We start from the raw sequence: 26,056 nt of genomic DNA on the forward strand, positions 1-26,056 counted from the left end.
TCACGAAGGGTTGACGACATGAGAAATGGCAGATCCGCGATCGCGGCGGGTGCGATGTCGTCGGTGATCGTGGGCGCGTCCGTGCCGGTGACCGGCATGCTCCAGGGGTATCCGCTGCTCACGGGGCAAGCGATGCGGTACGCGCTGGGCGCGGTGGTGCTGCTCGGGTGGATCTGGCTGCGCGGTGGGCGGCTGCCGGTGCCGGGTCGGCGGGACTGGCTCGCGCTGGTGGGGCTGGTGGCGACGGGGATGCTCGGGTTCAACGCGTGCGTGCTCTACGCGCAGCGGTACGCCGAGCCGGGGTTCGTGGCGGCCGTGCTGGGTGCGAGCCCGCTGGTGCTGGCGCTGGCGGCGCCGTTGCTGGCGGGGCGCAAGCCGTCCGGTGCGGCGGTGGTGGGCGCGGTGGCCGTGGTCGGCGGGGTGGTGGTGCTGTCCGGCGGTGGGTCGTGGCACGGGCCGGGGTTGCTGCTGGCGTTGTTGACGATGGCGGGTGAGGCGTCGTTCACGCTGTTCGCGGTGGGTGTGGTGCGGCGGTTGGGCGGGTTGGCGGTGGCGACGTGGTGCTGCCTGATCGCGGCGGTGGTCGGTGCGGTGCTGGGGACGGTGGTCGGCGGGTGGCAGGTGCCGACGGTGCGCGAGGGGGTGGCGCTGGTGGTGCTGGGGATCGTGCTGACGGCGGTGGCGTTCGGGCTCTGGTACTTCGCGGTGGCGCGGTTGGGCGCGGACCGGGCCGGGGTGCTGATCGGGCTGATGCCGGTGGCCGGGCTGGTGGCGTCGGTGGCGTTGGGTGCGCAGGCGTTGACCGCGGTGGCGCTGGCCGGTGCGGTGGCGGTGGCGGTGGGGTGCGTGATCGGGCTGCGGGGGCGGGCGGCCGATGTCGACCGCCCGCCGGTGCTCGTGGGAGCCGAGCGTTAGCGGTTGCCGCCGGCCATGCGCAGGACGTCGAGGGCCTCGTCGAGATCGGCTTCGGAGAGCTTCGACGGGACGTGACCGCGCTCCAGGACGACCTCGCGGATGGTCTTGCGCTCGCGGAGGGACTGCTTGGCGATGGAGGCCGCTTCCTCGTAGCCCAGGTAGCGGTTGAGGGGGGTCACGATGGAGGGCGAGGACTCGGCGTACTCGCGCATCCGGTCGATCTGCGGTTCGGCGCCGGTCAGGACCTTGTCGGCGAGCAGGCGGGCGACGGCGGCCAGCAGGCGCGCGGACTCCAGCACGTTGCGGGCGATCACCGGCAGCATCACGTTCAGCTGGAAGTTGCCCTGCGACCCGGCGAACGCCACCGCCGCGTCGTTGCCGATGACCTGCGCCACCACCATCATCGTGGCCTCGGAGATCACCGGGTTCACCTTGCCCGGCATGATCGACGAACCCGGCTGAAGGTCCGGCAGCGCCAGCTCGCCGAGGCCGGTGCGCGGGCCGGAGCCCAGCCACCGCAGGTCGTTCGCGATCTTGTACAGGCCCACGGCGGTGGCGCGGAGCTGGCCGGAGACCTCCACCACGCCGTCCTGCGTGGCCTGCGCCTCGAAGTGGTCGCGCGCCTCGGTCAGCGGCAGGCCCGTGACGGCCGCCAGCTCGGCCGAGACCGCCGCCCCGAAGCCCGCCGGCGCGTTCAGGCCGCTGCCCACGGCCGTGCCGCCGATCGGCAGCTCGGCCAGCCGGGGCAGCGACGAGGTCAGGCGCTCGACGCCGTAGCGGACCTGCGTCGCCCACGCGCCCGCCTCCTGGCCCAGGGTGATCGGCACGGCGTCCATCAGGTGCGTGCGACCGGACTTCACCAGGGACGTCCAGTCGGCGGCACGGGCGTCCAGCACGCCCGCGAGGTGCTCCAAAGCCGGGATGACGTCACGCGCCACGGCTTCGGTGGCGGCGACGCGCAGCGTGGTCGGGAACGTGTCGTTGGACGACTGCGAGGCGTTGACGTGGTCGTTCGGGTGCACCTCGCGGCCCAGCGCGCGGGTGGCGAGGGTGGCGATGACCTCGTTGGCGTTCATGTTCGACGACGTGCCGGACCCGGTCTGGAACACGTCCACCGGGAAGTGCGCGTCGTGCTCGCCCGCCGCGACGGCGTCGGCGGCCGAGGCGATGGCCGAGGCGACTTCGGGTTCCAGTACCCCCAGCCGCTCGTTCACCCGCGCCGCGGCGGCCTTGAGCAGGCCCAGCGCGCGGATCTGGGCGCGTTCCAGGCCACGCCCGGAGATCGGGAAGTTCTCCACCGCGCGCTGCGTCTGCGCACGCCACAGCGCGTCCGCCGGCACCCTGACCTCGCCCATGGTGTCGTGCTCGACGCGGTACTCCTGTTCAGCCATACCACCGAGTTTGGACCGGCTTGCCTTGCTCGGCCCGAGAAGGGTGGGAAGAGTGGGCTGGAACACCTATGGTCGAAGGATGGAGCTTGAGGTCGACCTGCTGATCGTCGGTGCGGGCCCCACGGGGCTGTTCGCGGCGTACTACGCGGGGTTCCGGGACCTGTCCGTCGCGCTGGTCGACGCGCTGCCCGAGGCGGGCGGCCAGATCACCGCGATGTACCCGGAGAAGATGATCTTCGACGTGGCCGGGTTCCCGGCGGTGCGCGGGCGCGAGCTGGTGAGCGCGCTCGTGCAGCAGGCGGACCAGTGGAAGCCGACGTACCTGCTCGGCAGGCAGGCCCGCACGCTGTCCGATGTGGACGGCCGGCTGGAGGTCGGGCTGGCCGACGGCGGCGTGGTGCGGGCCGGCGCGGTGCTGATCACGGCGGGCATCGGCGAGTTCCGGCCGCGTCCGCTGCCCGCGGGCGACGGCTGGCTGGACCGGGGCATGGTGCACTTCGTGCCCAAGCTCAACGTGCACACCGGCCAGGACGTGGTGGTGGTCGGCGGCGGCGACTCGGCGTTCGACTGGGCGCTCGCGCTGCACCCGATCGCGGCCAGCGTCACGCTCGTGCACCGCCGTTCGACGTTCCGGGCGCACCCGCCGACCGTGCGGCAGGTCCGCGAACTGGGCGTGGAGATCATCACCGACGCCGAGGTGCTCGAACTGCGCGGCGACCCGGACCTGGCCGAGGTGGAGCTGGGCGTCAAGGGCGGCGACCGCAAGGTGCTGCCCGCGCAGGCCGTGGTCGCGGCGCTGGGCTTCACCGCCGACCTGGGCCCGATCGAGTCGTGGGGCCTGGAGCTGGACCACCGGGCGGTGCTGGTGGACACCACCATGCGCACCGCCCGGGATCGCGTCTACGCGGCGGGCGACGTCGCCCAGTACCCCGGCAAGGTCAAGCTGATCGCCACCGGGTTCGGCGAGGCCGCCACCGCGGTCAACAACATCGCCGTGCTGCTCAACCCCGAGGCACACCTGTTCCCGGGGCACTCGAGCAACGCGAGTTAGGGAACTACTTGGACTTGTTCGCCCGGGAACAGGTTGTCGTAGAACACGAGCGACTCGTTCGGGCCCAGCCGGACGCAGCCGTGCGACTGGGTGTTCGTGTCGCCCTGGTGGAACGCGATGCCGTTCGTGGTGAAGTACACCGCGTTCGGCATCGGCCCGTTGTAGGGCACGCTCCAGTCGTCCTTCACCTTGCGCAGCACCGGGTACGTGCCGACCGGGGTCTCGTAGCCGGGCATCCCGTGGGACACCCGGACGGGGCCGTAGCTGGCGCTGCCCTGGTAGATCAGCCACGCCTGGTTGGTGGACAACTGCACGCACGCGCCGTTCGGTACGGAGCACGGCGTGCCGGTCGAAGCGGAAGCGGGAGCCGTGAGGCCGAAGGTCAGGGCCACCGCGGCCAACGCCGTCGTGCCGAGCGTCTTCCTCATCGCTATCACTCCTCGGTGTCAGGATTACCCACCGAGGAGTGAACCGACACACCGAGTTACGGGGTCACCTGGACCTGGTCGCCCACCTGGAGGGTCCGGAAGTACTTCGCCGCCGCTTCGCGTGACAGGTGGATGCAGCCGTGGGACGGCTCCGTGAGGCTGCCCTCGTGGAACGCGATGCCGTTGCTGACGAAGTAGGTGGAGTACGGCATCTCGGCCATGTTGAAGTCGCGGCTGTAGTCCAGCTCGACCTTCCACAGCACCTCGTGGTAGCCGACCGGCGTCTCGTAGCCGGGCATCCCCGACGTCGTCGGCACCGGCCCGTAGCTGATCTGACCGCCGCTGATCAGCCACGACTCGTTGGTCGACAGCCGCACGCACGCGCCCTCGGTGATGTCGCACGGCGTGCCGGGCACGGTCACCGGCGGAGGCGGCGGCGCGGGCTGCGGGTCCGGGGTCTTCGTGGTCTCGGTCGGCGGTGCGGGCGAGGGCGTGGGGACGGACGGCTCCGACGTCGGTGCGGCGGAGGACGGGGTCGACGAGGCCGAAGTGGCCGGCGAAGGTGTGGACGCGGCCGGGCCGGAAGCCTCGGACGTCCCGCAAGCCGTTGCCAGCAAAGCGATTGCCACCAGTGCTGCTCTGCGCATCGCGCATTCCCCCCAGAGATCGTGCTGTGTACTGATCCTGGAGACGCCACCCGGTAGCCCCTGGTTGCAAGCCCTTCGATAACGAATCGGGAAGGGCCGCCCCACCCGGAGGAGGGACGGCCCTTCGAACGCGAGGACGGGGTTTAGACCGCGCCCGCGTACTGGCTGATCCACGAGCGGAACGCCGGCACGTCCATGTAGATCGACGGGCCGGTGGCGCAGGTGGAGCTGTTGTTGCCCGCGCGGCTGGTGGCGCCGATCAGCTGCCACACGCCGTTCACGGACTTGACCTGCGGGCCGCCCGAGTCGCCGTAGCAGGCGCCCGAGTTGCCGTTCGGGTTGTTCGTGCAGATCTCCACCGAGCCGTAGATGCCCAGGCAGCTGCTGTCCGACACGATCGACGTGTTCAGCTCCTGCAGGGTGACCGGCGCGCCGCAGGCACCGCGCGGGGCGCAGGTCTGACCCCAGCCGATGATGCGGGTGGCCGTGCCGACCGGACCCGACGTCGACGCCACCGCGATCGGCGTCTGGCCCACCGAGGTGGCCAGGCGCACCAGCGCGATGTCGTACGACGAGTGGGTGATCACCTGGGCGCCGGACGCGACCGTGCCGCCGCTGGTGCGGTTGGTCGTGCCGATGCGCGCCCGGATGGAGGACGCCGACCGGCCCTGCACGCAGTGCTTGGCCGTGACGACCCAGTTGGCCTTGATCAGCGAGCCGCCGCAGAAGTGGCTGCCCGTGGTGCTCTGCAGGGAGACCATCCACGAGTAGGTCTGCGTGGCGTTGCCGCCGCCCACGATGAACGGGGTGACGCCGCCGTCGGTCGCCGGGGCCGCCGCCGCCCCGGCCGCCGAGGCGAGTGCCGCGCCGACCGCCACCGCGAAGGCGGTGAACAGGGTACGAACCTTCATCGCTTCCTCTCCGTCCCCGGCGCAGGGTGCTCGGGGACGGATCGGAAACTAGGGATGAACGCGGCGTGATCGCCACAGCCGATCGGCCGGTAACGCACAGTTCACATTTGACAGCGCCGGGTAGGGCTCACGGCAGCGGCGGCAGGGCGTCCTCGCCCGTGGGCGGGATGTCGAAGTCGACCGACGAGTACTCGCGCAGCTTGGTCAGCCGGTGGAAGCCGTCGATCATCCGCACCGTGCCGGACTTCGACCGCATCACGATCGACTGGGTCGTGCAGCCGCCCGCCCGGTAGTGCACGCCGCGCACCAGGTCGCCGTCCGTGACGCCGGTCGCGCAGAAGAACACGTTGTCGCCGCGCACCAGGTCGTCGGTCAGCAGCACGCGGTCCAGGTCGTGGCCCGCGTCCAGGGCCTTCTGCCGCTCCTCGTCGTCCTTCGGCCACAGCTTGGCCTGGATCGCGCCGCCCATGCACTTCAGCGCCGCCGCCGCGATGATCCCCTCGGGCGTGCCGCCGATGCCGACCAGCAGGTCGATGCCGGTGTTCGGCCGGGCCGCCGAGATCGCGCCCGCCACGTCGCCGTCCGAGATGAAGTGGATCCGCGCACCCGCCGCGCGCACCTCGCCCACCAGCGACTCGTGCCGCGGCCGGTCCAGGATGCACACCGTCACGTCGGAGACGTCGCTGTGCTTGGCCTTCGCGACCCGGCGGATGTTCTCCGCGATCGGCGCGGTGATGTCGATGACGTCTGCCGCCTCCGGCCCGGTGGCGAGCTTCTCCATGTAGAACACGGCGGACGGGTCGAACATCGCGCCGCGCTCGGCCACCGCGAGCACCGCCAGCGCGTTCGGCATCCCCTTGGCCATCAACGTGGTGCCGTCGATCGGGTCGACCGCCACGTCGCACTCGGGGCCGTTGCCGTCACCGACCTGCTCGCCGTTGTAGAGCATGGGCGCCTCGTCCTTCTCGCCCTCGCCGATCACCACGACACCCCGCATGGACACGGTGCCGATCAGCTTGCGCATGGCGTCCACCGCCGCGCCGTCGCCGCCGTTCTTGTCGCCGCGGCCGACCCAGCGCCCGGCGGCCATCGCCGCCGCCTCGGTCACCCGGACGAGCTCCAGCGCGAGGTTCCGGTCGGGTGCCTCGCGACGGCGCTCGGACTGGCTGCTGCCTGTGACCATGAGGGTTCCTCCTGCGACTGCGATCCACCTGCGATTACCGGCCGGTAGACCAATCCTCGCACGTCGTCAGGCCTCGGCCACGTCCTCCTCGGTCACACTGAGTGCTTGATCGATCCGTTCCCGGGCGCCCGCGAGCTGCCGCTCACAGGTCTTCGCCAGGGCCTCGCCGCGTTCCCACAGCGCCAGCGACTCCTCCAGCGACAGGCCGCCCGCCTCCAGCTTGCGGACCACCTCCACCAGCTCGTCCCTGGCCTGCTCGTAGCCCGGCTCGCTCACGTGGACAACTTCCCCAATCGGTTCTGGACGTGCACCACGACGGTCGCGACCGCCTGGTCGTAGCCGATGAACGCCTCGGCGAACTCCGCGCCGTCACCCTCGCGCACCGCGTCGTCGATGCGGTGCTCGGCGGCGGCGACGCGGCGCCGGTGGACCGAGCCGTGGCCCAGCCACCAGCGCATCCCGGCGTAGCCGGACGTCGCCTCGGACAGGTCGTGCAGCCGGTTGATCAACGTCTGCCTGCCCGACGTGCAGCCGGCCACCAGCGACAGCCAGCAGTCGGCGGCGGCCCGGTCCGCGGACTCGGCCCGGTCGCGCACGGCGACGGCACCTTCGTCGTCGGCCGCACCCGCGGCGGCCATCGTCAACGGCAGGAACGTGGGCTCACGTGCCGGATTCGGCACCACCGCCTCCTTCTCGGGCCTCGTCGGCGGTGACGACCGCGTGCACGGCGCCATCGGCCACGCGCACCCTCAGCCGGGTGCCCGCGGGAGCTTGGGAGGTCGACCGGAGTACTCCGTCGACCCCGTCCGGGGTGACGAGCTGGACCACCGCATACCCCCGCGCCAGCGTGGCGGCAGGCCCGAGGGTCGTCAAGCGCGCCGTGGTCGCGGTCAGGCCGGCGGTCTCTGAATCGAGACGGTTGCGCACCGCGCGCCGGGCGCGTTCCCGCAACCGGTCCACGTCCTCCGCACGCCGGTCCAGCGGGCCGTACGGGTCGGAAAGCGCTGGTCGCGTGCGCAGCGCGGCGAGCAGCTTGCGCTCGCGGTCCACCCAGCCGTGCAGGGCGCGCCTGCTGCGGTCGCGCAGTTGGCGGATCCGCTCGCCTTCCTCCGCCACGTCCGGAACCACCCGTTTGCCCGCGTCGGTCGGCGTCGAGCAGCGCACGTCCGCCACGTGGTCGACCAGCGGGGTGTCCGGCTCGTGCCCGATCGCGGACAGCACCGGCGTGCGGCACTGCGCCACCGCCCGGCACAGCGCCTCGTCGGAGAACGGCAGCAGGTCCTCCACGCTGCCGCCGCCGCGGGCCAGCACGATCACGTCCACCTCGGCGTCACGGTCCAGAGTCGACAGTGCGGTGAGGATCTGCGGCACCGCCAACGCGCCCTGCACCGCGACGTTGACCACCCGGAACCGGGCACCCGGCCAGCGGGCGTGCGCGTTGGTCAGCACGTCCCGTTCGGCGGCGGACGCGCGGCCGGTGATCAAGCCGATCTTGTTCGGCAGGAACGGCGGCTTGCGCTTGCGGCGCGGGTCGAACAGTCCCTCGGCGTTCAGCAGCTTGCGCAGCCGTTCGATCCGGGCCAGCAGCTCGCCGATGCCGACCTGCCGGATCTCGTCCACGCGCAGGCTCAGCGTGCCGCGGTTGGGGAAGAAGTTCGGCTTGCCGTGCACCACCACCCGGCTGCCCTCGGTGAGCTGCAGCTCGCGCACCATCGGGACGGGCGCGGTCAGCTGCATCGACATGTCCACCGACGGGTCACGCAGGGTGAGGAACGCCGTCGCCGTGCCCGGACGCGCGCTCAGCTGGGTGACCTGGCCCTCGACCCACACGTCACCGAGCCGGTTGATCCAGTCGAAGATCTTGCGCGCGACCGTTCGCACCGGCCACGGGTTCTCCGGGCTGGATTTCTCCTCGCTCACTGCTGCTTGAGGTTCGCGATGCGGCGGGTGAGCATGCCGGTGAACTCGGGCCGGGCCGCGTGCGTGCGCTCGTGCGCCAGCAGCTCTTCGAGGTCCTCCGCGGTGAGGGTGCGCAAACGTGCCCTGAGCTGCGCCAACGACAGCTCGTCGTAGTTCGGCAGCACGGCGGGCGGCTCGGCGGCCAGCGCCTGCTCCTCCTCCGCCCACGGGTCCTCGGCGCGGACCTCGGGTTCGTCCTCGTCGAACGTCGCCCACTCGGGTTCCTGCTCGACCGGCCGCAGCACGGACAGCGCGTCGTCACCCTTGATTGCGAGTTCCGTCACCCGCTGCTGCAGGCGCATGGACAGCTGCAAGGCCTCACTGACCACGGTGACCGGCAGGCCCGCGAGTTGCCCGGGGAGCTTCCGGGCCTGCTCGACGGCGGTGACCGCCAGTCCCGCGGCGAGGCGGACGGACAGGGGCAGTGGCTTCATGCCCTACAGCCTGCCGCAGTCGGCGGTCGGATGCCTACATCCGGCACGCCGTACCCTGGTGGTCATGGACAAGCGAGTGCTCCTGGCCAAGCCGCGTGGCTACTGCGCCGGCGTGGACCGTGCCGTCGTGACCGTGGAGAAGGCGCTGGAGCAGTACGGCGCCCCGGTCTACGTGCGCAAGGAGATCGTCCACAACAAGCACGTCGTGGAGACGCTGTCCCGGCGCGGCGCGATCTTCGTGGACGAGACCGACGAGGTGCCCGAGGGTGCGCTCGTGGTGTTCTCGGCGCACGGCGTGTCGCCGGCCGTGCACGAGGAGGCCGCTTCGCGGCAGCTGCGGACGATCGACGCCACGTGCCCGTTGGTGACGAAGGTCCACAACGAGGCCAAGCGGTTCGCCCGCGAGGACTACGACATCCTGCTCATCGGCCATGAAGGACACGAGGAGGTCGAGGGCACGTACGGCGAGGCGCCCTCGCACATCCAGCTCGTGGACACCGCCGAGGACGTCGACAAGGTCGTGGTGCGCGATCCGTCCAAGGTGGTGTGGCTCTCGCAGACCACGCTCTCGGTGGACGAGACGATGGTGCGGGTGCGGCAGTTGCAGGACCGGTTCCCGGACTTGCAGGAGCCGCCCTCGGACGACATCTGCTACGCCACGTCCAACCGGCAGACCGCCGTGAAGACGATGGCGCCGGAGTGCGACCTGGTGCTCGTGGTCGGGTCGAAGAACTCGTCCAACTCGGTGCGGCTGGTCGAGGTGGCGTTGCAGGCGGGCGCGAAGGCGTCGTACCTGATCGACTACGCGCGTGAGGTCGACCCGGCGTGGCTGGAGGGCGTGACGACGGTCGGCGTGACCTCGGGCGCGTCCGTGCCGGACATCCTGGTGATGGAGCTGCTGGAGTTCCTGGCGACGCACGGCTACGGCGACGTCGAGGAGATCACCACGGCGAACGAGAAGATCGCCTTCGCCCTGCCGCGCGAGCTGCGCAAGGACATGGTCCGCTAGGTCTTCCCGCGTTGATGCGCAGCGCCCCACGCCGGTCGGCGGGGGCGCTTCGTGGTTGTGCGCTTGTCACGCCGAGCCGTCGAACCCGCCGCTCTTCGCGGCGGTGACGAACGCGGCCATCGTGCCGGGCTTGAACGTCAGGATCGGGCTCTCTTCGCCCAGCTTGCTGTCCCGCACGCCGACGGCCACCGTCGACGCACTGGCCGATGGTCGCCGACCGTGATGACTTCCGCCATGACCAGGTGGTCATCTCAACTCCTCGCGAGCCTCGCGGATCATCGACGCCGAGTCCGCCGGGAATCGTGCGCATGACAATTCTCCATTCGCCGATTTGTGCGCGATCGAAAGCGCGCGGAAAGCGGAAGAGATCGCCCGGGTGGTCGGACGGCGGTGCTTGCGCCCGGGGTCATCCCGCCTGTCGGAGGAAGTCCGCCGCGCGTTAGCGGTTCGCCGGTGAGTGGTTTTTATTCCATTTCGACCGGCGCGTTCGCCAGTGCCCCGGCCGATGGTCTCACGGCGGTACGACAGTCCGGCTCCCGCGGGGCGGTGAGCTGCGCTGATCGTGAACGTGGTTGGCGGGACGGTGAAGTTCGCGTTTCCTGGAACGATGAGCACCGTGCTGATCGGGGTGGAGAACGTCGCCACCCCCAAGTGGGCCCGTCGTCGCGGTGAGACTTCGGTGAGCTTGGGCAAGGCCCTCAAGAGCCTGCCGTCCGCGGTGGGGATGGTGGTTCGGCTCGCCTGGCGCACGTCGCCACGGCTCACGCTGATGGCGGGCGTGGTGCACGTGCTGTCCGGCGCCGTCACGGCGTTCGGGCTGCTGGCCACGGCCGACGTGTTCTCCGCCCTGCTGCGTGACGGCCCCACGCCGCAGCGGGTGGTGGAGGCGTTGCCGGCGCTCGCGGTGGTGGTGGGGTCGTTCGTGGTCCGCGCGCTGCTCGACACAGCGGTCGCGGCGGTGGAGAGCTCGTTGCGGCCGAAGGTCACGCGGGAGGCGAACGACGAGGTGACGGCGGTGCTCGTGCGGGCACAGCTGCTCGCGTTCGAGGACGCCGACTTCCGCGAGCTGGCCCGTCAGGGCGGTCGGCGCGGTGTCCGCTCGCTGGAGAGCAGCATCCGGTACCTGGCGGAGCTGTTGTCCGGCGGCATCTCGCTGGTCGCGGCCGTGGTGACCGTCGCGCTGCTCAACCCGTGGCTGGGTCCGGCGCTGCTGCTGGCCGCGTTCGCGAACGCCTGGGCGTCGGCGCGGGCCTCCAAGCTGCGCTACGAGCACTTCCTCGACTCGGTGACCCGCAACACCCGCAAGGGCGTCGTGGAGGAGGTGGCCACCGACCGCGACTTCGCGCTGGAACGGCACGCCCTGACGTTGCAGGAACGCCTGCTCGCCGAGCACCGGCGCATCGCGGACAGCCTGATGGCCGACGAGATCCGGATGGCCCACCGCACGAACCTGGTGCGACTGACCGGGCGCGCGCTCGCGGGCGTCGGCACGGCCATCGCCTACGTCGTGCTGGGCTTCCTGCTGCACACCGGCGGCATGGAGCTGGCGTTGGCGGGCACGGCGGTGCTGGCCATGCGCACCGGGTTCTCGTCGCTGGCGTCGACCACGCGCGCGGTGAACTCGCTGTACGAGGACTCGTTCTACATCGACTTCTACCGCAAGCTGCTGGTCGAGGGCGAGGAACGGGCGCAGGGCAGCTCACCGGTCAAGGCGCCGGAGGACCCGGAGCGGATCACGCTGACCGACGTCTCGTTCACCTACCCGGGCGCACCGAGGCCCGCGCTGCGGGACGTGACCCTGACCGTGGCGAAGGGCGAGGTCATCGCGCTGGTGGGGGAGAACGGGTCGGGCAAGACGACCCTCGGCAAGGTGCTGACCGGCCTGTACCCGGCGTCGTCCGGCACGGTCGCGTGGGACGGCGTCGACCTGGCCGAGGCCGACCCGCACTCGGTGCACTCGTCGATCGCGGTGATCGCGCAGGACCCGGCGCAGTGGCCGATGACCGCGCGGCACAACGTGACGGTCGGCAGGCTGGAGCGCGAGGACGACGACGCGTGGCAGGAGGCGGTGGCCAAGTCGGGCGCGGACGAGGTGCTGGCCACGCTGCCCGCCGGCCCGGACACCGTGCTGTCGCGGCAGTTCAACGACGGGCAGGACCTGTCCGGCGGGCAGTGGCAGCGGATGGGCATCGCGCGCGGCATGTACCGGGACGCGGCGGTGCTGGTGGCCGACGAGCCGACCGCGGCGCTGGACGCCAAGGCCGAGGCGCGGGTCTTCGAGGGCCTGCGCGAGGCGACCGCGCGGCGCACCACGATCCTGGTGACGCACCGGCTGGCGAACATCCGCAACGCCGACCGGATCGTCGTGCTCGACCAGGGCCGGATCATCGAGCAGGGCACGCACGAGCAGCTGATGGCGTTGCGCGGCCACTACTTCGAGCTGTTCGAGCTGCAAGCCGCCGCGTACCGGGGCGGGCTGCTCGCGTCCTAGACCCGCAGACCACGACCGGGCGGCGGGACAGGTTGCCGCCCGGCACCCGGCACCCGGTCGTGGGGTCCGCAGCGGGGTCGTGGCTGTGACCCACCCCCAAAAAAAGGCCACAGCCGGCGACCCGCGTGGTCAGCCTGGGGCACGCCGGTACACCGCCGGTACATCGGCGGTCCAACACCCGGTGACGGGCCGACTGCGCCAGTGCCACGACCGGCAACCTTCACCTCGTCTTCCGGCGCTCGGCGGGGCGCCTCGCGGCACCGGCCCCACGCCCCCATCCAGCCAGGACGAGGACGTGGGGCCGGCACCCGATCCACCCGTCCGACAGTCGGAACACGGGGCAGAGGCTGCCGGTCGTGGCACTAGGCTCGGGACAGCCTCGGCCGTGGGGACGGTCGCGGCGCTGGGGAGTGTGCCGAGTGCTGTTCCGGGTCCTGGGCGCGGTCGACGTCGTGCGGTCGGACGGTGCGCGGGTCCCGGTCGACGCCCGGAAGCCGCGGGTGCTGCTGGCCACGCTGCTGCTGCACGCGGGCGAGTGGGTGAGCGTCGAGCGGCTGGTCGAGGCGCTGTGGCCGGAGGGCGCGCCGCCGTCCGCGGAGCAGAACACCAAGACCTACGTGTGGAAGCTGCGCCGGCTGGTCGGCGACGACCGGTTCGACGGCGGCCGGGGCGGCTACCGCGTCCGGGTGGCGGACGGCGAGCTGGACGCGCACCGGTTCGAGGAGCTGGTCCGCGCGGGACGGCGGCACGCGGACGCGGGCCTGCACCGGCAGGCCGCGACGGCGTTCGGCGAGGCCTTGGAGCTGTGGCGCGGTGACCCGTTCGGCGACCTGGCCGGGGCGGACGTCGACACCGTGCGGGCCGGGCTGGTCGAGCGCCGGCTGACCGCGCTGGAAGGGCACGCCTGCGCGCTGTCGGCCCTGGGGTCGCACGAGGAGGCGGTGGTCGCGCTCACCGGGCTGGTCGCGCGGCACCCGTTCCGCGAACGCTTGCGGGGCGCGCTGATGACCGCGCTGTACCGGGCGGGCAGGCAGGCCGAGGCGCTGGACGTCTACGACGAGGGCCGCGTGCTGCTCGACCGGGAACTGGGCGTGCGGCCGGGCGAGGAGCTGCGCCGGCTGCACCTCGCCGTTCTCAACCAGGACGTGGACCCGGCGGCAGGCCCGTCGCCGTGGGTGAGCCCCGCGCAGGTGCCCGCCGCCGTCATCGGCTTCACCGGGCGGGCGGAGCACCTGCAACGGCTCGACCGCCTCCTCTTACACGCCGACGACGACCGGCAGCCGCCTCCGATCGCCGTCGTCACCGGTACCGGGGGCGTCGGCAAGACTGCGTTGGTGATCCACTGGGCGCACCGCGTGCGCGACCGGTTCCCGGACGGGCAGCTCTACGTGAACCTGCGCGGCTACGACCCGGACCTGCCGGTCGGCCCGGGTGACGCGTTGTCCGGCTTCCTGCGCGCGCTCGGGGTCGACTCGCGGGACATCCCGCAGGACCTGGACGAGCGGTCCGCGACCTTCCGGTCCCTGCTGGCGGGCAGGCAGGTGCTGGTGGTGCTCGACAACGCCCGCACGGCCGCCCAGGTCCGGCCGCTCCTGCCCGGGTCGCCGGGCTGCCTGGTGCTGGTGACCAGCCGTGACTCGCTGCGCGGGCTGATCGCGAAGGACGGCGCGACCCGCCTCCCGCTGGACCTCCTGCCGGCCGCCGAGGCGCACGACCTGCTGTGCGCGTTGATCGGCGACCGGGCGGCGGCGGAACCGCGTGCGGTGGACGCGCTGGCCGAGCTGTGCGCCAGGCTGCCGCTGGCGCTGCGGCTGGCCGCCGAACTCGCCGGCGGCCGTCCTTCGTCGTCGCTGGCCGACCTGAGCGGCGAGCTGACCCGGGAACAGGACCGCCTGGACCGGCTGGACGACGACGCCGACCCCCACGCGGCGCTGCGGTCGGCGTTCTCGTGGTCCTACCGGCACCTCGGCCCCGAGGTCGCGCGGGTGTTCCGGCTGCTGGGCGCGCACCCGTGCCACGAGCTCGGCATCACCGCGATCGCCGCCCTGACCGGCTGCGCCGACGTCACGGCCCGGCGGCACGTCGACGCCCTGGTCCAGGCGCACCTGGTGGAGCGCACGGCCGACGGCCGGTTCCAGATGCACGACCTGCTGCGCACCTACGCCCGCGGCCTCGCCGCCGAGCTGGACGCCGACCGGGACGCGGCGCTGCACGCCCTGGCGGAGCACTACGTGCGCGAGGCGGCGGTGGCGATGGGCCTGTTCGACCCCGTCGACCGCGCCCACCGCGCCGACCGGCGGTCCGTGCTGCCCGCGTCCTGCCTGACCACCCGGGACGAGGCGATGGCGTGGCTGGAGTCCGAGCGGGCGAACCTCCTCGCGGTCGCCGAGCACGCGGCCGGCCACGGCGACGCCGAGCACGCCGAACAGCTGTCCGACTCGCTGTGGCGCTACTTCCACTTCCGCGGCCACCACGACGAGTCGCTCGCCCTGCACACGCACGCGCTCGTCGCGGGCCGCAGGCGGTCGGACCGCGTCGCGGAAGGGCTCGCGCTCACCGGTTTCGGCGTGGCGTGCGAGCGGTTGGGGCGCTACGAGGAGGCGTTGCGGCACCACGAGCAGGCCGTCGCGGTCGGGCGGGAGACCGGTGACGTCAGCTTCACCGGCCGGGCGTTGAAGAACCTGGGTGTCGTGCTGCGCCGCCTTGGCCGGTACGACGAGTCGCAGCGGACCTTCGAGGAGGCGCTGTCCATCGCCAGGGCCATCGGGAACCGGCGCGGCGAAGCCGGTGTGCTGTGCAGCCTGGCGCTGGTGCACGAGGCGTCGGGCCGGTACGAGGAGGCCTTGCGGCACATGGAGTCGGCCATGGCGGCGGTGCCGGACGTCGACAACGACCACGCGCTGGTGAACCACCTGCAGGCCAACCTGGGGCTGGTCCACCTCAGGCTCGGCCGGTCGGAGGTCGCCGCGAAGCACCTCGGCGAAGCCCTCGCGGGCGCGCGGGCGACCGGCAACCGCGACCTGGAGTGCGAGGTGCTCGACACCCTGGGCGAGCTGGCGACCGCCACCGGCGACCTCCGGCGGGCCGTCGACCACCACCACGAGGCGTTGGCGCTGACCTGCCGCACGGGGGACCGGCACGAGGAGGCACGCGCCCACGACGGTCTCGCCCGCGCCTACGAAGCCTGGGGCAGGCCGGACGACGCCCGCCGGCACCGGCTGTTGGCGACGCGCCGTGCACCCGGCGTGAACCAAGGGGTGAATGCGCGGCGCTCGTCGTGAAAGCGCCCGCTCCCTTGGTCGGCAGGGTCGCGGGTCAGGCCGTCAGCTCCAACGACGAGCCCTCGCGGGCCTTGCGCACGCGCAGCCGGGTGGGGATGCGCTGCCGCAGTTCCTCCACGTGCGAGACCAGGCCGACGACCCGGCCACCGGCGCGCAGCTCGTCCAACGTGGTCATCACCAGCTCCAAGGTCTCGGCGTCGAGCGTGCCGAAGCCCTCGTCGATGAACAGCGTGTCCAGCACGGCGCCCGCGGCGACCACGTCCGCCAGGCCCAGGGCCAGGGCCAGCGACGCCAGGAACGACTCGCCGCCGGACAACGTCTTCGCCGGCCGCTGCTGCCCCGAGTAGTCGTCCATCACGTCCAGGCCCAACCCGCCCCTGGTGCCGCGCGGCCCGGCCTCGATCGAGTGCACGAACCGGTAGCGGCCCTGGCTCATCCGCTCCAGCCGGGCACCGGCGGCCACCGCGACCTCCTCCAGCCGGGCGGCCAGCACGTAGCTGCGCAGGGTCATGTTCCTGGTGTTCTGCCCCGACCCGTTGATCACGTCGGTCAGCGCGTCCAGCTCGGCGAACTCGGCCTCCACCGGCTCCAGCCGCAGCCACGCGGCGCGCAGCTGCTCGGCCAGGTCGGCGGCGCGTGCGGCGCGCGTGCGGGCGTTCGTCAACCCCGTCGCGGCCTCGGTCGCGCGGTCGCTCGCCACCCGGAACCGCTCCTCCGCGCCCGCCACGTCGACCTCGGCGTCCGGGTCGGTGTCGGGCAGCTCGGCCAGCGTGCTCTCGGCCGCGGTCCTGGTCTTCTCCACGTCGCGGATCCGGGTCTCCAGCTCGGCGACGGCGGTGGCCGGGCGGGCGGCGGCCAGGGCGTCGGCCACGTCGGCGAACCCGGCCAGCGACGCCAGCCGCGCCACCTCCAGCCGCTGGTCGGCGAGGCGTTCCTCGTGCTCGGCCACGGCCGCGCGGCGCGTCGCCAACCCGGTCAGCGCGTCGGCCAGGTCGCTGAGGTGGGCCCGGCGCGTCACCACGTCCGGGAAGTCACCGCGCGCCTCCTCCAACCGCGCGCCGCGCTCCTCGACGGCCTCCGCCAACTGGGCCCGCTGCGCGCCCGCCTCGGCCAGCTCCCGTTCCAGCGCGCCGCGCTGGTCGAGCGCGCGCTGCACCTTGGCCTCCAGCTCGGCCAGCTCGGCCTGCCTGCTCTCCAGCCGCTCGGCGAGCGCGGCCACGGACCGGTGCTCGCGGTCCAGCTCGGCGGGCGGCCGGTCGCCCAGTCGCTCGCGCAGCAACGCCAGCCGCTCACCCAGCCGGTGCGCCTCCTGCTCCGCCCGTTGACGCAGGTCGAGCGTGCGCTGGTCCTCCTCGGCGGCACGTTCCTCGTCCACGGCCGTCACGGCGTCGAGCATCGGCTGCGCGGGCGACGGGTGCTCGGCCGAACCGCACACCGGGCACTCGTGGCCCGCGCGCAGCTGCCCGGCCAGCTCGACCGCCATGCCGTCCAGCCGTTCCCGGCGGATCCGCAGCAACGTCTCCCGCGCCTTCTGCTGCGCGTCCACCGCGACCCGGCGCGCCTCGTCGGCCTCCCGGAACGCCCGCTCGACGCGCGGCAGCTCGGCCGCGGCGGCGGCCAGGCCCGAGACCTGCGGCAACCGCGCCGCGGCCTCCGCCGACTCCTCGACCGCGGCCTTCGCGGCGGCCAGCCTGGTCGGCACCTCGTCCAGCTGCGTGACCAGCGTGGCCAGTTGCTGTGACGTGGCGGCCACGTCCCGGTCGAGTTGCGCGATCCGCCGCTGGTCGGCGCGCTGCCGCTCGGCGTCGGCGGCCAGGCTGGTCAGGCTGCCCGCCTCCTCGCGGAAGCGTTCACCGTCACCGCGCAGGTCGCTGCCGCGGTAGCCGAGGGCGGTCACCGCGTCGGCGGCGGCCCGCTCGTGGGCGACGGCGGCGTCCAGCTCACCGGCCAGCTTCACCGCGCGCTCCTGCGCGGGCACCACGACCGCCGCCTGCCTGGCCGCGTCACGTTCGGCGACCCACGCCCGCAGGCTCGGCTCCACCTCGGCGTACCGGTCGAGGTTGCGGCGCGCCTCCCGCACCCGGCGCACCCGCTCGTGCCGCGCCCGCGCCTCCTGCCAGTCCCGCTCGGCCAGCGCGCGCCGGTCGGACGCCTCGGCCGCGAGCTGGTCCGCCTCGCGCTCGGCCTCGTCCAGCCGCTTGAGCAGCGAGCTGAGCCACTCCTGGTCGCCACCGCCCTCCGGCGGCTCCTCCAACGCGGCCTCGGCGACCCGCTGCACCAGGTTGCGGTGCACCTCGCCGAGCCGCGCCACCTCGCGCCTGCGTTCCGCGCGGCGGTCCCGGAACCACTTCTCCACGTCCAGGAACCGCTCCGTGCCGAACAGCTTCTCCAGCAGCTTCTCCCGCTCGGCGGTCTCCGCGCGCAGGAACCGGGCGAACTCGCCCTGCGGCAGCAGCACCACCTGGAAGAACTGCTCGGCCGTCATCCCGAGCAGGCCCTCGACCTCGCGGGCCACGTCGTCGATGCGGCTGTGCCCCTCGCCGGTCCACCCGCCGACCCACGTCAACGACACCTGCGCCTGCTGGCGGGTCGCGCCGTCGCCGCGCTTCTTCGGCCGCTCGTACTCGGGGCTGCGCTTGATCCGGAACCGCCTGCCGCGCACGGTCAGCTCCAGCTCCACGTACGTCGGGGTGTCGCGGTCGGCGTAGTCGCACCGCAGCCGCTTCACGTCACCGCGCGCGCCGGGCACCTTGCCGAACAGCGCGAACGCCACCGCGTCCAGCAACGTCGTCTTGCCCGCGCCGGTGTCGCCGTGCAGCAGGAACAGGCCGTCCGCGCCGAGCAGGTCGAAGTCGACCTCCTCGCGCGCCGCATACGGGCCGAACCCGCTGACCGCCAACCGGTGCAGCTTCACGACTCCCCTTCCCGGGCCGCCGCGGCGAACGCCTCGCGGAGCAGGTCCAGCTCACGCGGGTTCGGCTGGTCGCCGCGCACGTCCTCGATGAAGCAGCAGGCGATCTCCTCGTCGCTGCGACCGCGCACCCGTTCGGCGAACCGCAGCTCACCGGTCCGCCCGCCCTCCGGCCGCCACTCCACGTGCACCGCGTGCGGGAACCGCTTCTGCAGGCGGCGCAACGCGTCCAGCGGTCGCACCCGGTCGGTCAGCGTCACGGACAGGAAGTGGTCCTCGACCGGCTCGTGGTCCGGGTCGAGCAGCAGGTCGTCCAGCGCGCCGTTCAACGTGGACAACGCACGGGGCACCGGCAGCGCGCGCCGTTCCACCCCGGCCAGCCCGTCCGCGCCCAACTCGACCAGCCACACCGACTTGTGGTGCCGCGCCTCGGAGAACGAGTACGCCACCGGGCTGCCCGAGTACCGCAGGTGCTCCGCCAACGTCTGCTGACCGTGCAGGTGGCCCAGCGCCACGTAGTCGACCCCGGCGAACACCGCGCCGGACACGTCCTGCACACCGCCGACCGCGATGGTGCGCTCCGACTCGCACGGCTCGCCGCCGGTCACGAACGCGTGCGCCATCACGACCGAGCGCGTGCCCGGCCGCGCGGCCAGGTCGTCCTCGATCCGCCTCATCGCCTCGGTCAGCACGCCACCGTGCCCCTTGGCCTCCACGCCCAACGCGTGCCGCGCCGTCTCCGGCTCCAGGAACGGGATCCCGTACACCGCCACCGGCCCGTGCTCGTCGGCGAACAGCACCGGCTCGTGCAACTCGGCCACGCGGGTGCGCAGGTGCAGGCCGCCCGCCTCGGCGAACGCGCCCAGGAAGCCCAGCCGGGCCGCCGAGTCGTGGTTGCCCGGCGTGATCACGATCTTCGCGCCCGCCGCGCGGATCCGCTTGAGCACGCGCGAGCACACCGCGACGGCTTCCGCGTTCGGCACGGCCCGGTCGAACAGGTCACCCGCCACCACGACCACGTCCACCCGCTCGTCCGACACGGTGTCGGCGAGGCCGCCGAGCACCGCTTCCTGCTCTTGCAGCAGGTCACGGCCGTGGAAGGTGCGCCCCACGTGCCAATCGGACGTGTGCAGGATCAACACGTCGGCCACGCTAGGGCCGGCGCGCGCTCTGATCGTTCAAGCGGCTCGGCGTGTCGCTCGAACGTGTGGTCGGACACGTGTGCGCGATGATCGGGTCATGACAGCGGTCCTCAGCACGGCGGCGGTGGTCGTGGCGCTCCTGCTCGCGGGCGCGCTCGTGTTCCTGTGGCGGCTCTACCAGGACAGCGTGCGGCGCACCGACGCCGCGCTGGCCGCGGTGGCAGCCGAACGGGAACGCGGCGACGCGCAGTGGGCGGCGTTGCAGCGCTACGAGGTGGCGTTCTCCTCGGTCAGCGGACGCGGCGAGCTCGGCGAGAAGGTGCTGGTGGAGACGGCGCGGGTGCTCGGCCTGCGTGAAGGCATCCACTTCGACCTGCAGGTGGACGTCGCCGGCGGCGGGTCGGTGCGGCCAGACCTGGTGCTCAACGTCGGCGGCGGGCGGCGGGTGCCGGTGGACGCGAAGATGAGCATGGCGACGTGGGCCGAGGCGGTGGAGACCGACAACGCGGCGGAGCGGGTGGACGCGTTGCGCGTGCACGTGCGCAACATCCGGGCGCGTGCCGCGGAGCTGGCCGGCAAGGGTTACCAGCGGTGGGCCGACGCCATCTACGGCACGATCATGTTCGTGCCGAACGACGGCGCGGTGGTTGCGGCCCTGGACACCGACCCCGAGCTGCTGCGGTGGCTGCTGGACCGGCGGGTGTTCCTGTGCGGGCCGACCGGGTTCGCGGTGATCGCGTCGGCGGCGATGTTCGCGGTGACCGACCGTGCGCTGGCCGACGACGTCGAGCAGGTCAGGGCCGCGGCGTCGCGCGCGCACCGGGCCGCGGACTCGGCCGTCGACGCGGTGAACCTGTCGAGCACGCACCTGCAGCGGTTCCTGTCCGCGCGGCGGCGCGAGCTGGACGCGTTGGAGGGATTCCGGGCGGCGGTCGAGCCGTTGAGCAACGCGTCGTCCGACGTCACACCCCTGCCGCTGGTGAGGCGGACGGACGAGGCCGGCCCCGGTGCACCCTTGGACGCCCGGGAGGCGTAATAGAGTGTGTCGGGACTGAGCCGAACGAGGAGTGTGCGTGACCGCTGCAATGCGTGACGACTCGCGCAGCGAGCCGGAGGACGACGAGTACAGCGCCGTCCGCTGGAACGACCGCGCCATGTTCGGCAGCTTCCGGGGTCTGCCCTGGTGGGCGGCTGTGCTCGGGACGTTCGTGGTAGCCGTCGTGGGGACGTTCGTCGACGTCAACTCGGCCGCGAAGACCGTCGGCTGGGTGTTCGCCATCACGTTCTTCGTGGGCTGCGTGGGCGCGGTGGTGTTCGTCGAGCGGCGCTCGATGTTCGGCCCGATCGTCCAGCCGCCGCTGGTGCTGGCGATCGTCGTGCCGATCCTGGTGGTGATGACGCAGGGCATGCCCAGCACCGGCGGGCTGGCCTCGATCGGTCTCACGCTGGGCAAGCCGCTGATCGACGGTTTCCCGGCGATGGCGATCACGACGGCGTGCACGGTGATCATCGGCATCGTGCGCGTGTCGACCCAGAAGGACCCGAACCGGCTGACCAAGGACGAGAAGCGCGAGGCCCGCCGCAAACCGGACCAACCCCGCCGCCCCGACCGCGCCGCCGACCGCGCCGACCAGCCCCAGCCCGACGACCGCCCCCGCAAGCGCCCCCGCTCGGACCGCTCCGACCCCCCGTCCGACCGCCGCCGCCCGGGCCCGACCGCCGACGAGGACCGCCCCAAGCGCCCCCGCCCCCCGGCCGGCACCCCGGACCGCCCCCGCCGTCCCGCCCCACCTCGCGAAGGCGGCCGCCCACCCCGCCGCCGTCCACGCGACGACGACTGATCGCCGAACGGAGCCGCGTCGGGCTGCGTGCGGCACGTCAGGACTCGTGGGCCAGCAGCCACCGCTTCACGTCGGCCCCCCAGCGGAAGTTGCCGATGGCGCCGCCCGTGCGGATCACCCGGTGGCACGGCACGAACAAGGTCGCCGCGTTGCGGGCGCACGCGGTGGCGGCGGCGCGGATGGCGGACGGTCGACCGGACAGGGCGGCGTGGTCGGCGTAGCTGACCGGCTCGCCCGCCGGGACGGTGCGCAGCGCCTCCCACGCCCGCTCCATGAACTCGCCGCCGCGCTGGCGGACCGGGATGCCGGTGATCGCGTCCACGTCACCGGCGTGGTAGGCGCGGACGGCCCTGGTCACGGCGCCCAGGTCACGGTGGTGCGCGAGGGTCTTCGGCCGCAGTGACGGCGACACCTGCGGGAGCAGGTCGTCCACGTCGGCGGTCCACCCGCTGGCCAGGACGGCGCCGTCCATGGCGACGACGGCGGTGAAAGGGCTGATCGGGGTGTCGATGGTCGACACGTGGCCGGTGCTCACGCGGTCCTCCTCAAGTGCATCGCGGCGTACGAGCGCCACGGGCGCCACGCGATGTTGTCGCTGGTCAAAGGGATGTCAGGGGCGCCGAGCACGCGCATCACCACGTACGAGGCGACCTGCGGGCCGATGCCGGGGAACGCCGACAGCTCGGCGTGCAGCTCGTCCGCGTCACGGCCGACGTCGACCCGCAGCGTGCCGTCCGCCAAGGCCCGCGCCACCGGCGAGTCGATCGCGGACGGCGCCGGGTACAGGTGCGTCACCGGCCCGTCAGGCTGCTCCAACGGCTCGCCCGGCGCGTCGTGGCCGAGTGCCCTGAGCAGGGTTTCCGCGCCGTCGACGCTGCCCGGCAGCCGCACGCCCGGCCGGGCCAGGACAGACGGGCGCAACGCCGGGTCGGAGGCCAGGAAGTCGTCCACGGCCACCGGGTCGGCGTCCAGGTCCAGCAGCCGCCGCACCCGGCTCACCGCGCTGCCCAGGTCACGCAGGTCGGTCAGCCGCAGCGAGCACGACACGTACCCCGTCGCCGGTTCCAGCAGCACGGTCGCCTGGCCGTGCGGCAGCCGCAGCGACCGGGCGTAGCCGTGGTCCGTCACGTGCTCCACGCCCGGGACCGCGTGCGCCCGGAAGTACGCCAGCAGGCCCGCCGCGTCGAACGGCGGCCGGTACGGCAGGCGCAGCGTGATGCGTCCCGCCGTGGTGGTCGCCGAACGGGTCGAGCGCATCGCCGAGGGCGTGGCCGCGAACACCGCCCGGATCGTGTCGTTGAACTGCCGCACGCTGGCGAAACCCGCCGCGAACGCGATGTCGGCGAACGACAGGTCCGTCGTTTCGATCAGCAACCTCGCGGAATGCGCGCGGTGGGCACGGGCCAGCGCCAGCGGTCCGGCGCCCAGTTCGGCGGTCAGCACGCGGGTCAGGTGGCGTTCCGAGTAGCCGAGCCGTGCCGCCAGGCCCGGCACGCCCTCCCGTTCCACCACGCCGTCCGAGATCAGGCGCATGGCGCGGGCGGCCAGGTCGGCGCGGAGGTTCCACTCCGGCGAGCCGGGCACGGCGTCGGGCAGGCAGCGCCGGCACGCCCGGTAGCCGGCGGACTGGGCGGCCGCCGCGGTCGGGTAGAACTCGGCGTTGCGGCGCTTCGGCGTCACCGCGGGGCAGGACGGCCGGCAGTAGATGCGGGTCGTGCGCACCGCGAGGATGAAGCACCCGTCGAACCGGGCGTCGCGGGCGGCGACGGCCCGGTAGGCGCGTTCGTCGTCGAGGAGCATGGCGTCCACTCTGCCAGCGCGAACACGTCCGGTCTCGCGGGAATCGGACACGGCGTTGGGGGCGCGTAGACTCACCCACCGTGAGTTTGACCCTCGGCATCGTCGGCCTGCCCAACGTCGGCAAGTCCACCCTGTTCAACGCCCTCACGCGCAACGACGTGCTGGCGGCGAACTACCCGTTCGCGACCATCGAGCCGAACGTCGGCGTGGTGCCGCTGCCGGATGCCCGCCTCGGGAAGTTGGCGGAGATCTTCGGCTCCGAGCGCGAGGTGCCGGCGGTGGTGTCGTTCGTCGACATCGCGGGCATCGTGAAGGGGGCGTCCGAAGGCGCCGGGCTGGGGAACAAGTTCCTCGCCAACATCCGCGAGGCCAACGCGATCTGCCAGGTCATCCGGGTGTTCGACGACTCCGACGTGGTGCACGTCGACGGCCGCGTCGACCCGGCGTCCGACATCGAGACGATCAACACCGAGCTGATCCTGGCCGACCTCCAGACGTTGGAGAAGGCCGTGTCGAGGCTGGAGAAGGAAGCCCGCACGCAGAAGGACCGCCGTCCGGCGCTGGAGGCGGCGCAGAAGGCGCGCGAGATCCTCGACGGAGGGCGCACGCTGTTCGCTGCGCAGTCCGAAGTGGACGGTTCGCTGCTGCGCGAGCTGAGCCTGCTCACGGCCAAGCCGTTCCTGTACGTGTTCAACGCCGACGAGGCCGTGCTCACCGACGAGGCGAAGCTCAAGGAGCTGCGCGAGATGGTGGCGCCCGCGGACGCGGTGTTCCTCGACGCCAAGGTCGAGGCGGAGCTGCTGGAGCTGGACGAGGAGTCCGCCCGCGAGCTGCTGGAGTCGATCGGCCAGCACGAGCCGGGCCTGCACGCGCTGGCGAGGGCCGGCTTCCACACCCTGGGCCTGCAGACCTACCTGACCGCCGGCCCGAAGGAATCCCGGGCCTGGACCATCCCCAACGGCGCCACCGCACCGCAGGCGGCCGGCGTGATCCACACGGACTTCGAGCGCGGTTTCATCAAGGCCGAGGTGGTCTCGTTCGACGACCTGGTGGAGGCGGGCTCCATGGCCGCCGCGAAAGCCGCCGGCAAGGTCCGCATGGAGGGCAAGGACTACGTGATGGCCGATGGCGACGTCGTGGAGTTCCGCTTCAACGTCTGATCTTGCTACCACTTTGGTAGCATGGTCGGCATGGCGATGACGTTGCGGCTGACCGACGAGCAGGAGCGCGCGCTCGCCCTGCTCGCGGAGGTCGACGGGGTGAGCAAGCACGAGGCCGCGGTGCGTGCGATCACCGACGTCGCCGCACGGCGGGTCAAGGAGGACCGCGTCCGCGCGCTCTCCCGTGACGGCCGGGAGCGGTACGCGGCGTTGCTCGACCGGCTCGCGCAGTGAACCCGGAGTACTTGACGCTGGAGGACCTGCTGGCGCTCGCCGACGACCTCGGCGTGCCCAAGGTGCGTGACCTGGGACTGCTGGACTCGGCCGCGCATCGGCCCCGGTCGTCGTTGATGGGGCAGGACGCCTACGGCAGCCTGGACGAGAAGGCCGCCGTGCTGATGGAGTCGATCCTGCGCAACCACCCGCTGGTCGACGGGAACAAGCGGCTGGGGTGGATGTCCGCGTTCGTCTTCTACGGGTTGAACGGGTTCGACCTGGACGCGCCCGAGGACGACGCGTACGACTTGGTGATCGCGCTGGCCACCGGCGCGATCCACTACGCGGAGGCGGCGGAGCGGCTGGGCAGCTGGACCCGCCCGATCACTGACGCGGGATGAGCTCGGCGAGGTCGATGTCGATCTCGAACGGCACGGTGACGTTCAGCGAGTCGCGGAAGATGCCCGTGGCGACGTAAGCCTTGGACGGCTCGTCCAGCTCGTAGACGTGCACGACGGGGCCGACGGCCCCGTCATCGACCAGCCAATAGTGCTGGATCCTCGCAGCGGCGTACTTGCGGAGCTTGACCGTGCGGTCGCGGAACGCGGATTCGCGTGAGACGACTTCGGCCACCAGCGGAACGTCGCCCGGCTCGAACCACGTCTGGTCCGGGTCGAAGGGGGCCGACGTCACGATGATGTCGGCTTCGGGGCGGTTGCGGGCGTCGAGTCGGATGGTCATGCCCTGCACCACGTCGACGCCGTCAGGCGCCTGGTCGTCGACGGCGCGGGCGAGATCGGTGCGGACGCGGTTGTGCCACAACCGCTGCGGGAACATCCGGAAGACGAGTGCTCCGTCGATCAGCTCCGTGTGGCGGGGCGCGTCGATCAGCTGATCCAGGTCCTCCGCGAACCAACCTTCCTCGCGTGGCGGGCACATCCAGTCAGGCAAGCCGTCCATGGCTCGCGAACGCTAGTGGCGGGAGTGTCGCCCGGGTAGTCGCACGATGGCGTGGGCGGTGGGTGGTTGTGGGCCGGTGGTCCCTGGACGTACCTCGGGGCGGTGCGTTGGGCGCACCGCCCCGAGGTACTGTGCTGCAGGCGTCAGCGCACCTGGTTGCGGCTGTGGCGGGCCAGGGCGAAGACGCCCCCCGCGGTGGCCAGCATGCCCAGTGCCGAGACGGTGAACACGACGATGTCGGTGGTCATGCGTAGATTCCCCTTGCGTTGATCTCCCACTCGTCTTGACGTCCGGGTACCCGGTTTCGTGGCCCGACAGTCGTGTAA

At 72.5% G+C, this 26,056-nt stretch carries 25 protein-coding genes; 10 read left to right on the plus strand and 15 right to left on the minus strand.

All coding sequences use genetic code 11. The features are described from left to right. The first annotated feature begins 18 nt into the window (after positions 1 to 18). Positions 19 to 915 (plus strand): DMT family transporter, encoded by an 897-nt coding sequence (locus B0I31_RS22650; RefSeq protein WP_106617358.1) that lies wholly within the window; start codon positions 19 to 21, stop codon positions 913 to 915. On the opposite strand, the gene B0I31_RS22655 is transcribed toward B0I31_RS22650, so the two are convergent. Further along, entirely contained in the window at positions 912 to 2,306 is a 1,395-nt protein-coding gene (locus B0I31_RS22655; protein WP_106617359.1) for a class II fumarate hydratase, read from the minus strand. The genes B0I31_RS22650 and B0I31_RS22655 overlap by 4 nt on opposite strands. A gap of 79 nt (positions 2,307 to 2,385) precedes the next feature. Between B0I31_RS22655 and B0I31_RS22660 the strand changes: the two genes are divergently transcribed. After that, positions 2,386 to 3,357, plus strand: a complete 972-nt coding sequence (locus B0I31_RS22660) for an NAD(P)/FAD-dependent oxidoreductase (RefSeq protein ID WP_106617360.1) — start codon at positions 2,386 to 2,388, stop codon at positions 3,355 to 3,357. Here B0I31_RS22660 and B0I31_RS22665 read toward each other — a convergent pair. From B0I31_RS22665 to B0I31_RS22700, 8 genes are all read right to left on the minus strand, one after another. Beyond that, positions 3,354 to 3,785: a L,D-transpeptidase gene (locus B0I31_RS22665; RefSeq protein WP_106617361.1), complete on the minus strand. Its 432-nt coding sequence runs from the start codon at positions 3,783 to 3,785 to the stop codon at positions 3,354 to 3,356. The genes B0I31_RS22660 and B0I31_RS22665 overlap by 4 nt on opposite strands. Before the next feature lie 56 nt (positions 3,786 to 3,841). Then, positions 3,842 to 4,414 (minus strand): L,D-transpeptidase, encoded by a 573-nt coding sequence (locus B0I31_RS22670; protein ID WP_245950248.1) that lies wholly within the window; start codon positions 4,412 to 4,414, stop codon positions 3,842 to 3,844. 161 nt (positions 4,415 to 4,575) lie between these two features. Then, positions 4,576 to 5,343 (minus strand): S1 family peptidase, encoded by a 768-nt coding sequence (locus B0I31_RS22675; protein ID WP_106617363.1) that lies wholly within the window; start codon positions 5,341 to 5,343, stop codon positions 4,576 to 4,578. Between the two features lie 127 nt (positions 5,344 to 5,470). After that, on the minus strand, positions 5,471 to 6,526 hold the full coding sequence (gene glpX, locus B0I31_RS22680; RefSeq protein ID WP_106617364.1) for a class II fructose-bisphosphatase: 1,056 nt from the start codon (positions 6,524 to 6,526) through the stop codon (positions 5,471 to 5,473). 66 nt (positions 6,527 to 6,592) lie between these two features. Continuing rightward, entirely contained in the window at positions 6,593 to 6,802 is a 210-nt protein-coding gene (locus B0I31_RS22685; RefSeq protein WP_106617365.1) for an exodeoxyribonuclease VII small subunit, read from the minus strand. Further along, positions 6,799 to 7,206, minus strand: a complete 408-nt coding sequence (locus tag B0I31_RS22690; protein WP_106617553.1) for a sugar ABC transporter substrate-binding protein — start codon at positions 7,204 to 7,206, stop codon at positions 6,799 to 6,801. The genes B0I31_RS22685 and B0I31_RS22690 overlap by 4 nt, the downstream gene beginning before the upstream one ends. Beyond that, a complete protein-coding gene (gene xseA, locus B0I31_RS22695) occupies positions 7,187 to 8,446 on the minus strand; it encodes an exodeoxyribonuclease VII large subunit (RefSeq protein ID WP_106617366.1) in 1,260 nt (419 codons plus the stop codon). The genes B0I31_RS22690 and xseA overlap by 20 nt, the downstream gene beginning before the upstream one ends. Beyond that, the gene (locus tag B0I31_RS22700) at positions 8,443 to 8,919 is read right to left on the minus strand and encodes a lipid droplet-associated protein (RefSeq protein ID WP_106617367.1); all 477 of its coding nucleotides are present in this window, start codon (positions 8,917 to 8,919) and stop codon (positions 8,443 to 8,445) included. The genes xseA and B0I31_RS22700 overlap by 4 nt, the downstream gene beginning before the upstream one ends. A gap of 64 nt (positions 8,920 to 8,983) precedes the next feature. On the opposite strand from B0I31_RS22700, the gene B0I31_RS22705 reads away from it, so the two are divergent. Next, positions 8,984 to 9,928, plus strand: a complete 945-nt coding sequence (locus tag B0I31_RS22705; RefSeq protein ID WP_106617554.1) for a 4-hydroxy-3-methylbut-2-enyl diphosphate reductase — start codon at positions 8,984 to 8,986, stop codon at positions 9,926 to 9,928. Positions 9,929 to 9,994: 66 nt separating this feature from the next. Here B0I31_RS22705 and B0I31_RS41870 read toward each other — a convergent pair whose 3' ends face one another. Next, a complete protein-coding gene (locus B0I31_RS41870; RefSeq protein ID WP_245950250.1) occupies positions 9,995 to 10,105 on the minus strand; it encodes a DUF397 domain-containing protein in 111 nt (36 codons plus the stop codon). Positions 10,106 to 10,535: 430 nt separating this feature from the next. On the opposite strand from B0I31_RS41870, the gene B0I31_RS22715 reads away from it, so the two are divergent. Both B0I31_RS22715 and B0I31_RS22720 read left to right on the plus strand, forming a co-directional pair. Next, a complete protein-coding gene (locus B0I31_RS22715; protein WP_106617368.1) occupies positions 10,536 to 12,419 on the plus strand; it encodes an ABC transporter ATP-binding protein in 1,884 nt (627 codons plus the stop codon). A 419-nt stretch (positions 12,420 to 12,838) separates the two neighbouring features. Continuing rightward, complete coding sequence (locus tag B0I31_RS22720; protein WP_146173910.1) at positions 12,839 to 15,700, plus strand: AfsR/SARP family transcriptional regulator; 2,862 nt, start codon at positions 12,839 to 12,841, stop codon at positions 15,698 to 15,700. Positions 15,701 to 15,734: 34 nt separating this feature from the next. Here B0I31_RS22720 and B0I31_RS22725 read toward each other — a convergent pair whose 3' ends face one another. Both B0I31_RS22725 and B0I31_RS22730 read right to left on the minus strand, forming a co-directional pair. Beyond that, complete coding sequence (locus tag B0I31_RS22725) at positions 15,735 to 18,614, minus strand: AAA family ATPase (RefSeq protein WP_106617370.1); 2,880 nt, start codon at positions 18,612 to 18,614, stop codon at positions 15,735 to 15,737. Beyond that, a complete protein-coding gene (locus B0I31_RS22730; RefSeq protein WP_106617555.1) occupies positions 18,611 to 19,753 on the minus strand; it encodes a metallophosphoesterase family protein in 1,143 nt (380 codons plus the stop codon). The genes B0I31_RS22725 and B0I31_RS22730 overlap by 4 nt, the downstream gene beginning before the upstream one ends. A gap of 97 nt (positions 19,754 to 19,850) precedes the next feature. Between B0I31_RS22730 and B0I31_RS22735 the strand changes: the two genes are divergently transcribed. Both B0I31_RS22735 and B0I31_RS22740 read left to right on the plus strand, forming a co-directional pair. Next, entirely contained in the window at positions 19,851 to 20,789 is a 939-nt protein-coding gene (locus B0I31_RS22735; RefSeq protein ID WP_106617371.1) for a DNA recombination protein RmuC, read from the plus strand. Between the two features lie 37 nt (positions 20,790 to 20,826). Further along, positions 20,827 to 21,594, plus strand: coding sequence for a DUF6542 domain-containing protein (locus B0I31_RS22740; RefSeq protein WP_146173911.1), 768 nt, complete (start codon positions 20,827 to 20,829; stop codon positions 21,592 to 21,594). 37 nt (positions 21,595 to 21,631) lie between these two features. On the opposite strand, the gene B0I31_RS22745 is transcribed toward B0I31_RS22740, so the two are convergent. Both B0I31_RS22745 and B0I31_RS22750 read right to left on the minus strand, forming a co-directional pair. Continuing rightward, positions 21,632 to 22,129, minus strand: a complete 498-nt coding sequence (locus B0I31_RS22745; RefSeq protein ID WP_106617373.1) for a methylated-DNA--[protein]-cysteine S-methyltransferase — start codon at positions 22,127 to 22,129, stop codon at positions 21,632 to 21,634. Further along, a complete protein-coding gene (locus B0I31_RS22750; RefSeq protein WP_106617556.1) occupies positions 22,126 to 23,394 on the minus strand; it encodes a DNA-3-methyladenine glycosylase 2 family protein in 1,269 nt (422 codons plus the stop codon). The genes B0I31_RS22745 and B0I31_RS22750 overlap by 4 nt, the downstream gene beginning before the upstream one ends. An 80-nt stretch (positions 23,395 to 23,474) precedes the next feature. Here B0I31_RS22750 and ychF point away from each other — a divergent pair, with 80 nt between their 5' ends. Genes ychF through B0I31_RS22765 form a run of 3 tightly spaced genes read left to right on the plus strand, consistent with a single transcriptional unit; the run spans position 23,475 to position 25,171 of the window. Next, positions 23,475 to 24,554, plus strand: coding sequence for a redox-regulated ATPase YchF (gene ychF / locus B0I31_RS22755; protein WP_106617374.1), 1,080 nt, complete (start codon positions 23,475 to 23,477; stop codon positions 24,552 to 24,554). 30 nt (positions 24,555 to 24,584) lie between these two features. Next, entirely contained in the window at positions 24,585 to 24,788 is a 204-nt protein-coding gene (locus tag B0I31_RS22760; protein WP_106617557.1) for a CopG family transcriptional regulator, read from the plus strand. Continuing rightward, positions 24,785 to 25,171: a type II toxin-antitoxin system death-on-curing family toxin gene (locus B0I31_RS22765; protein ID WP_106617375.1), complete on the plus strand. Its 387-nt coding sequence runs from the start codon at positions 24,785 to 24,787 to the stop codon at positions 25,169 to 25,171. Before B0I31_RS22760 ends, B0I31_RS22765 begins: the two co-directional genes overlap by 4 nt. Here B0I31_RS22765 and B0I31_RS22770 read toward each other — a convergent pair. Further along, a complete protein-coding gene (locus tag B0I31_RS22770; RefSeq protein WP_106617376.1) occupies positions 25,155 to 25,730 on the minus strand; it encodes a Uma2 family endonuclease in 576 nt (191 codons plus the stop codon). The two genes, B0I31_RS22765 and B0I31_RS22770, sit on opposite strands and share 17 nt — an antisense overlap. Between the last annotated feature and the right edge of the window lie 326 nt (positions 25,731 to 26,056).

Origin of the sequence: Saccharothrix carnea (assembly GCF_003014735.1) — a bacterium.
Taxonomy (GTDB): Bacteria; Actinomycetota; Actinomycetes; order Mycobacteriales; family Pseudonocardiaceae; genus Actinosynnema; species Actinosynnema carneum.

What these genes read in the sequence shown, in the direction of transcription:
- B0I31_RS22760 (WP_106617557.1), top strand. Translation starts at nt 24,585, where the DNA reads ATGGCGATGACGTTGCGGCTGACCGACGAGCAGGAGCGCGCGCTCGCC.
- glpX (WP_106617364.1), bottom strand. Translation starts at nt 6,526, where the DNA reads ATGGTCACAGGCAGCAGCCAGTCCGAGCGCCGTCGCGAGGCACCCGAC.
- B0I31_RS22735 (WP_106617371.1), top strand. Translation starts at nt 19,851, where the DNA reads ATGACAGCGGTCCTCAGCACGGCGGCGGTGGTCGTGGCGCTCCTGCTC.
- B0I31_RS22770 (WP_106617376.1), bottom strand. Translation starts at nt 25,730, where the DNA reads ATGGACGGCTTGCCTGACTGGATGTGCCCGCCACGCGAGGAAGGTTGG.
- B0I31_RS22750 (WP_106617556.1), bottom strand. Translation starts at nt 23,394, where the DNA reads ATGCTCCTCGACGACGAACGCGCCTACCGGGCCGTCGCCGCCCGCGAC.
- B0I31_RS22660 (WP_106617360.1), top strand. Translation starts at nt 2,386, where the DNA reads ATGGAGCTTGAGGTCGACCTGCTGATCGTCGGTGCGGGCCCCACGGGG.
- B0I31_RS22655 (WP_106617359.1), bottom strand. Translation starts at nt 2,306, where the DNA reads ATGGCTGAACAGGAGTACCGCGTCGAGCACGACACCATGGGCGAGGTC.
- B0I31_RS22665 (WP_106617361.1), bottom strand. Translation starts at nt 3,785, where the DNA reads ATGAGGAAGACGCTCGGCACGACGGCGTTGGCCGCGGTGGCCCTGACC.
- B0I31_RS22700 (WP_106617367.1), bottom strand. Translation starts at nt 8,919, where the DNA reads ATGAAGCCACTGCCCCTGTCCGTCCGCCTCGCCGCGGGACTGGCGGTC.
- B0I31_RS22715 (WP_106617368.1), top strand. Translation starts at nt 10,536, where the DNA reads ATGAGCACCGTGCTGATCGGGGTGGAGAACGTCGCCACCCCCAAGTGG.
- B0I31_RS22650 (WP_106617358.1), top strand. Translation starts at nt 19, where the DNA reads ATGAGAAATGGCAGATCCGCGATCGCGGCGGGTGCGATGTCGTCGGTG.
- B0I31_RS22705 (WP_106617554.1), top strand. Translation starts at nt 8,984, where the DNA reads ATGGACAAGCGAGTGCTCCTGGCCAAGCCGCGTGGCTACTGCGCCGGC.
- B0I31_RS22675 (WP_106617363.1), bottom strand. Translation starts at nt 5,343, where the DNA reads ATGAAGGTTCGTACCCTGTTCACCGCCTTCGCGGTGGCGGTCGGCGCG.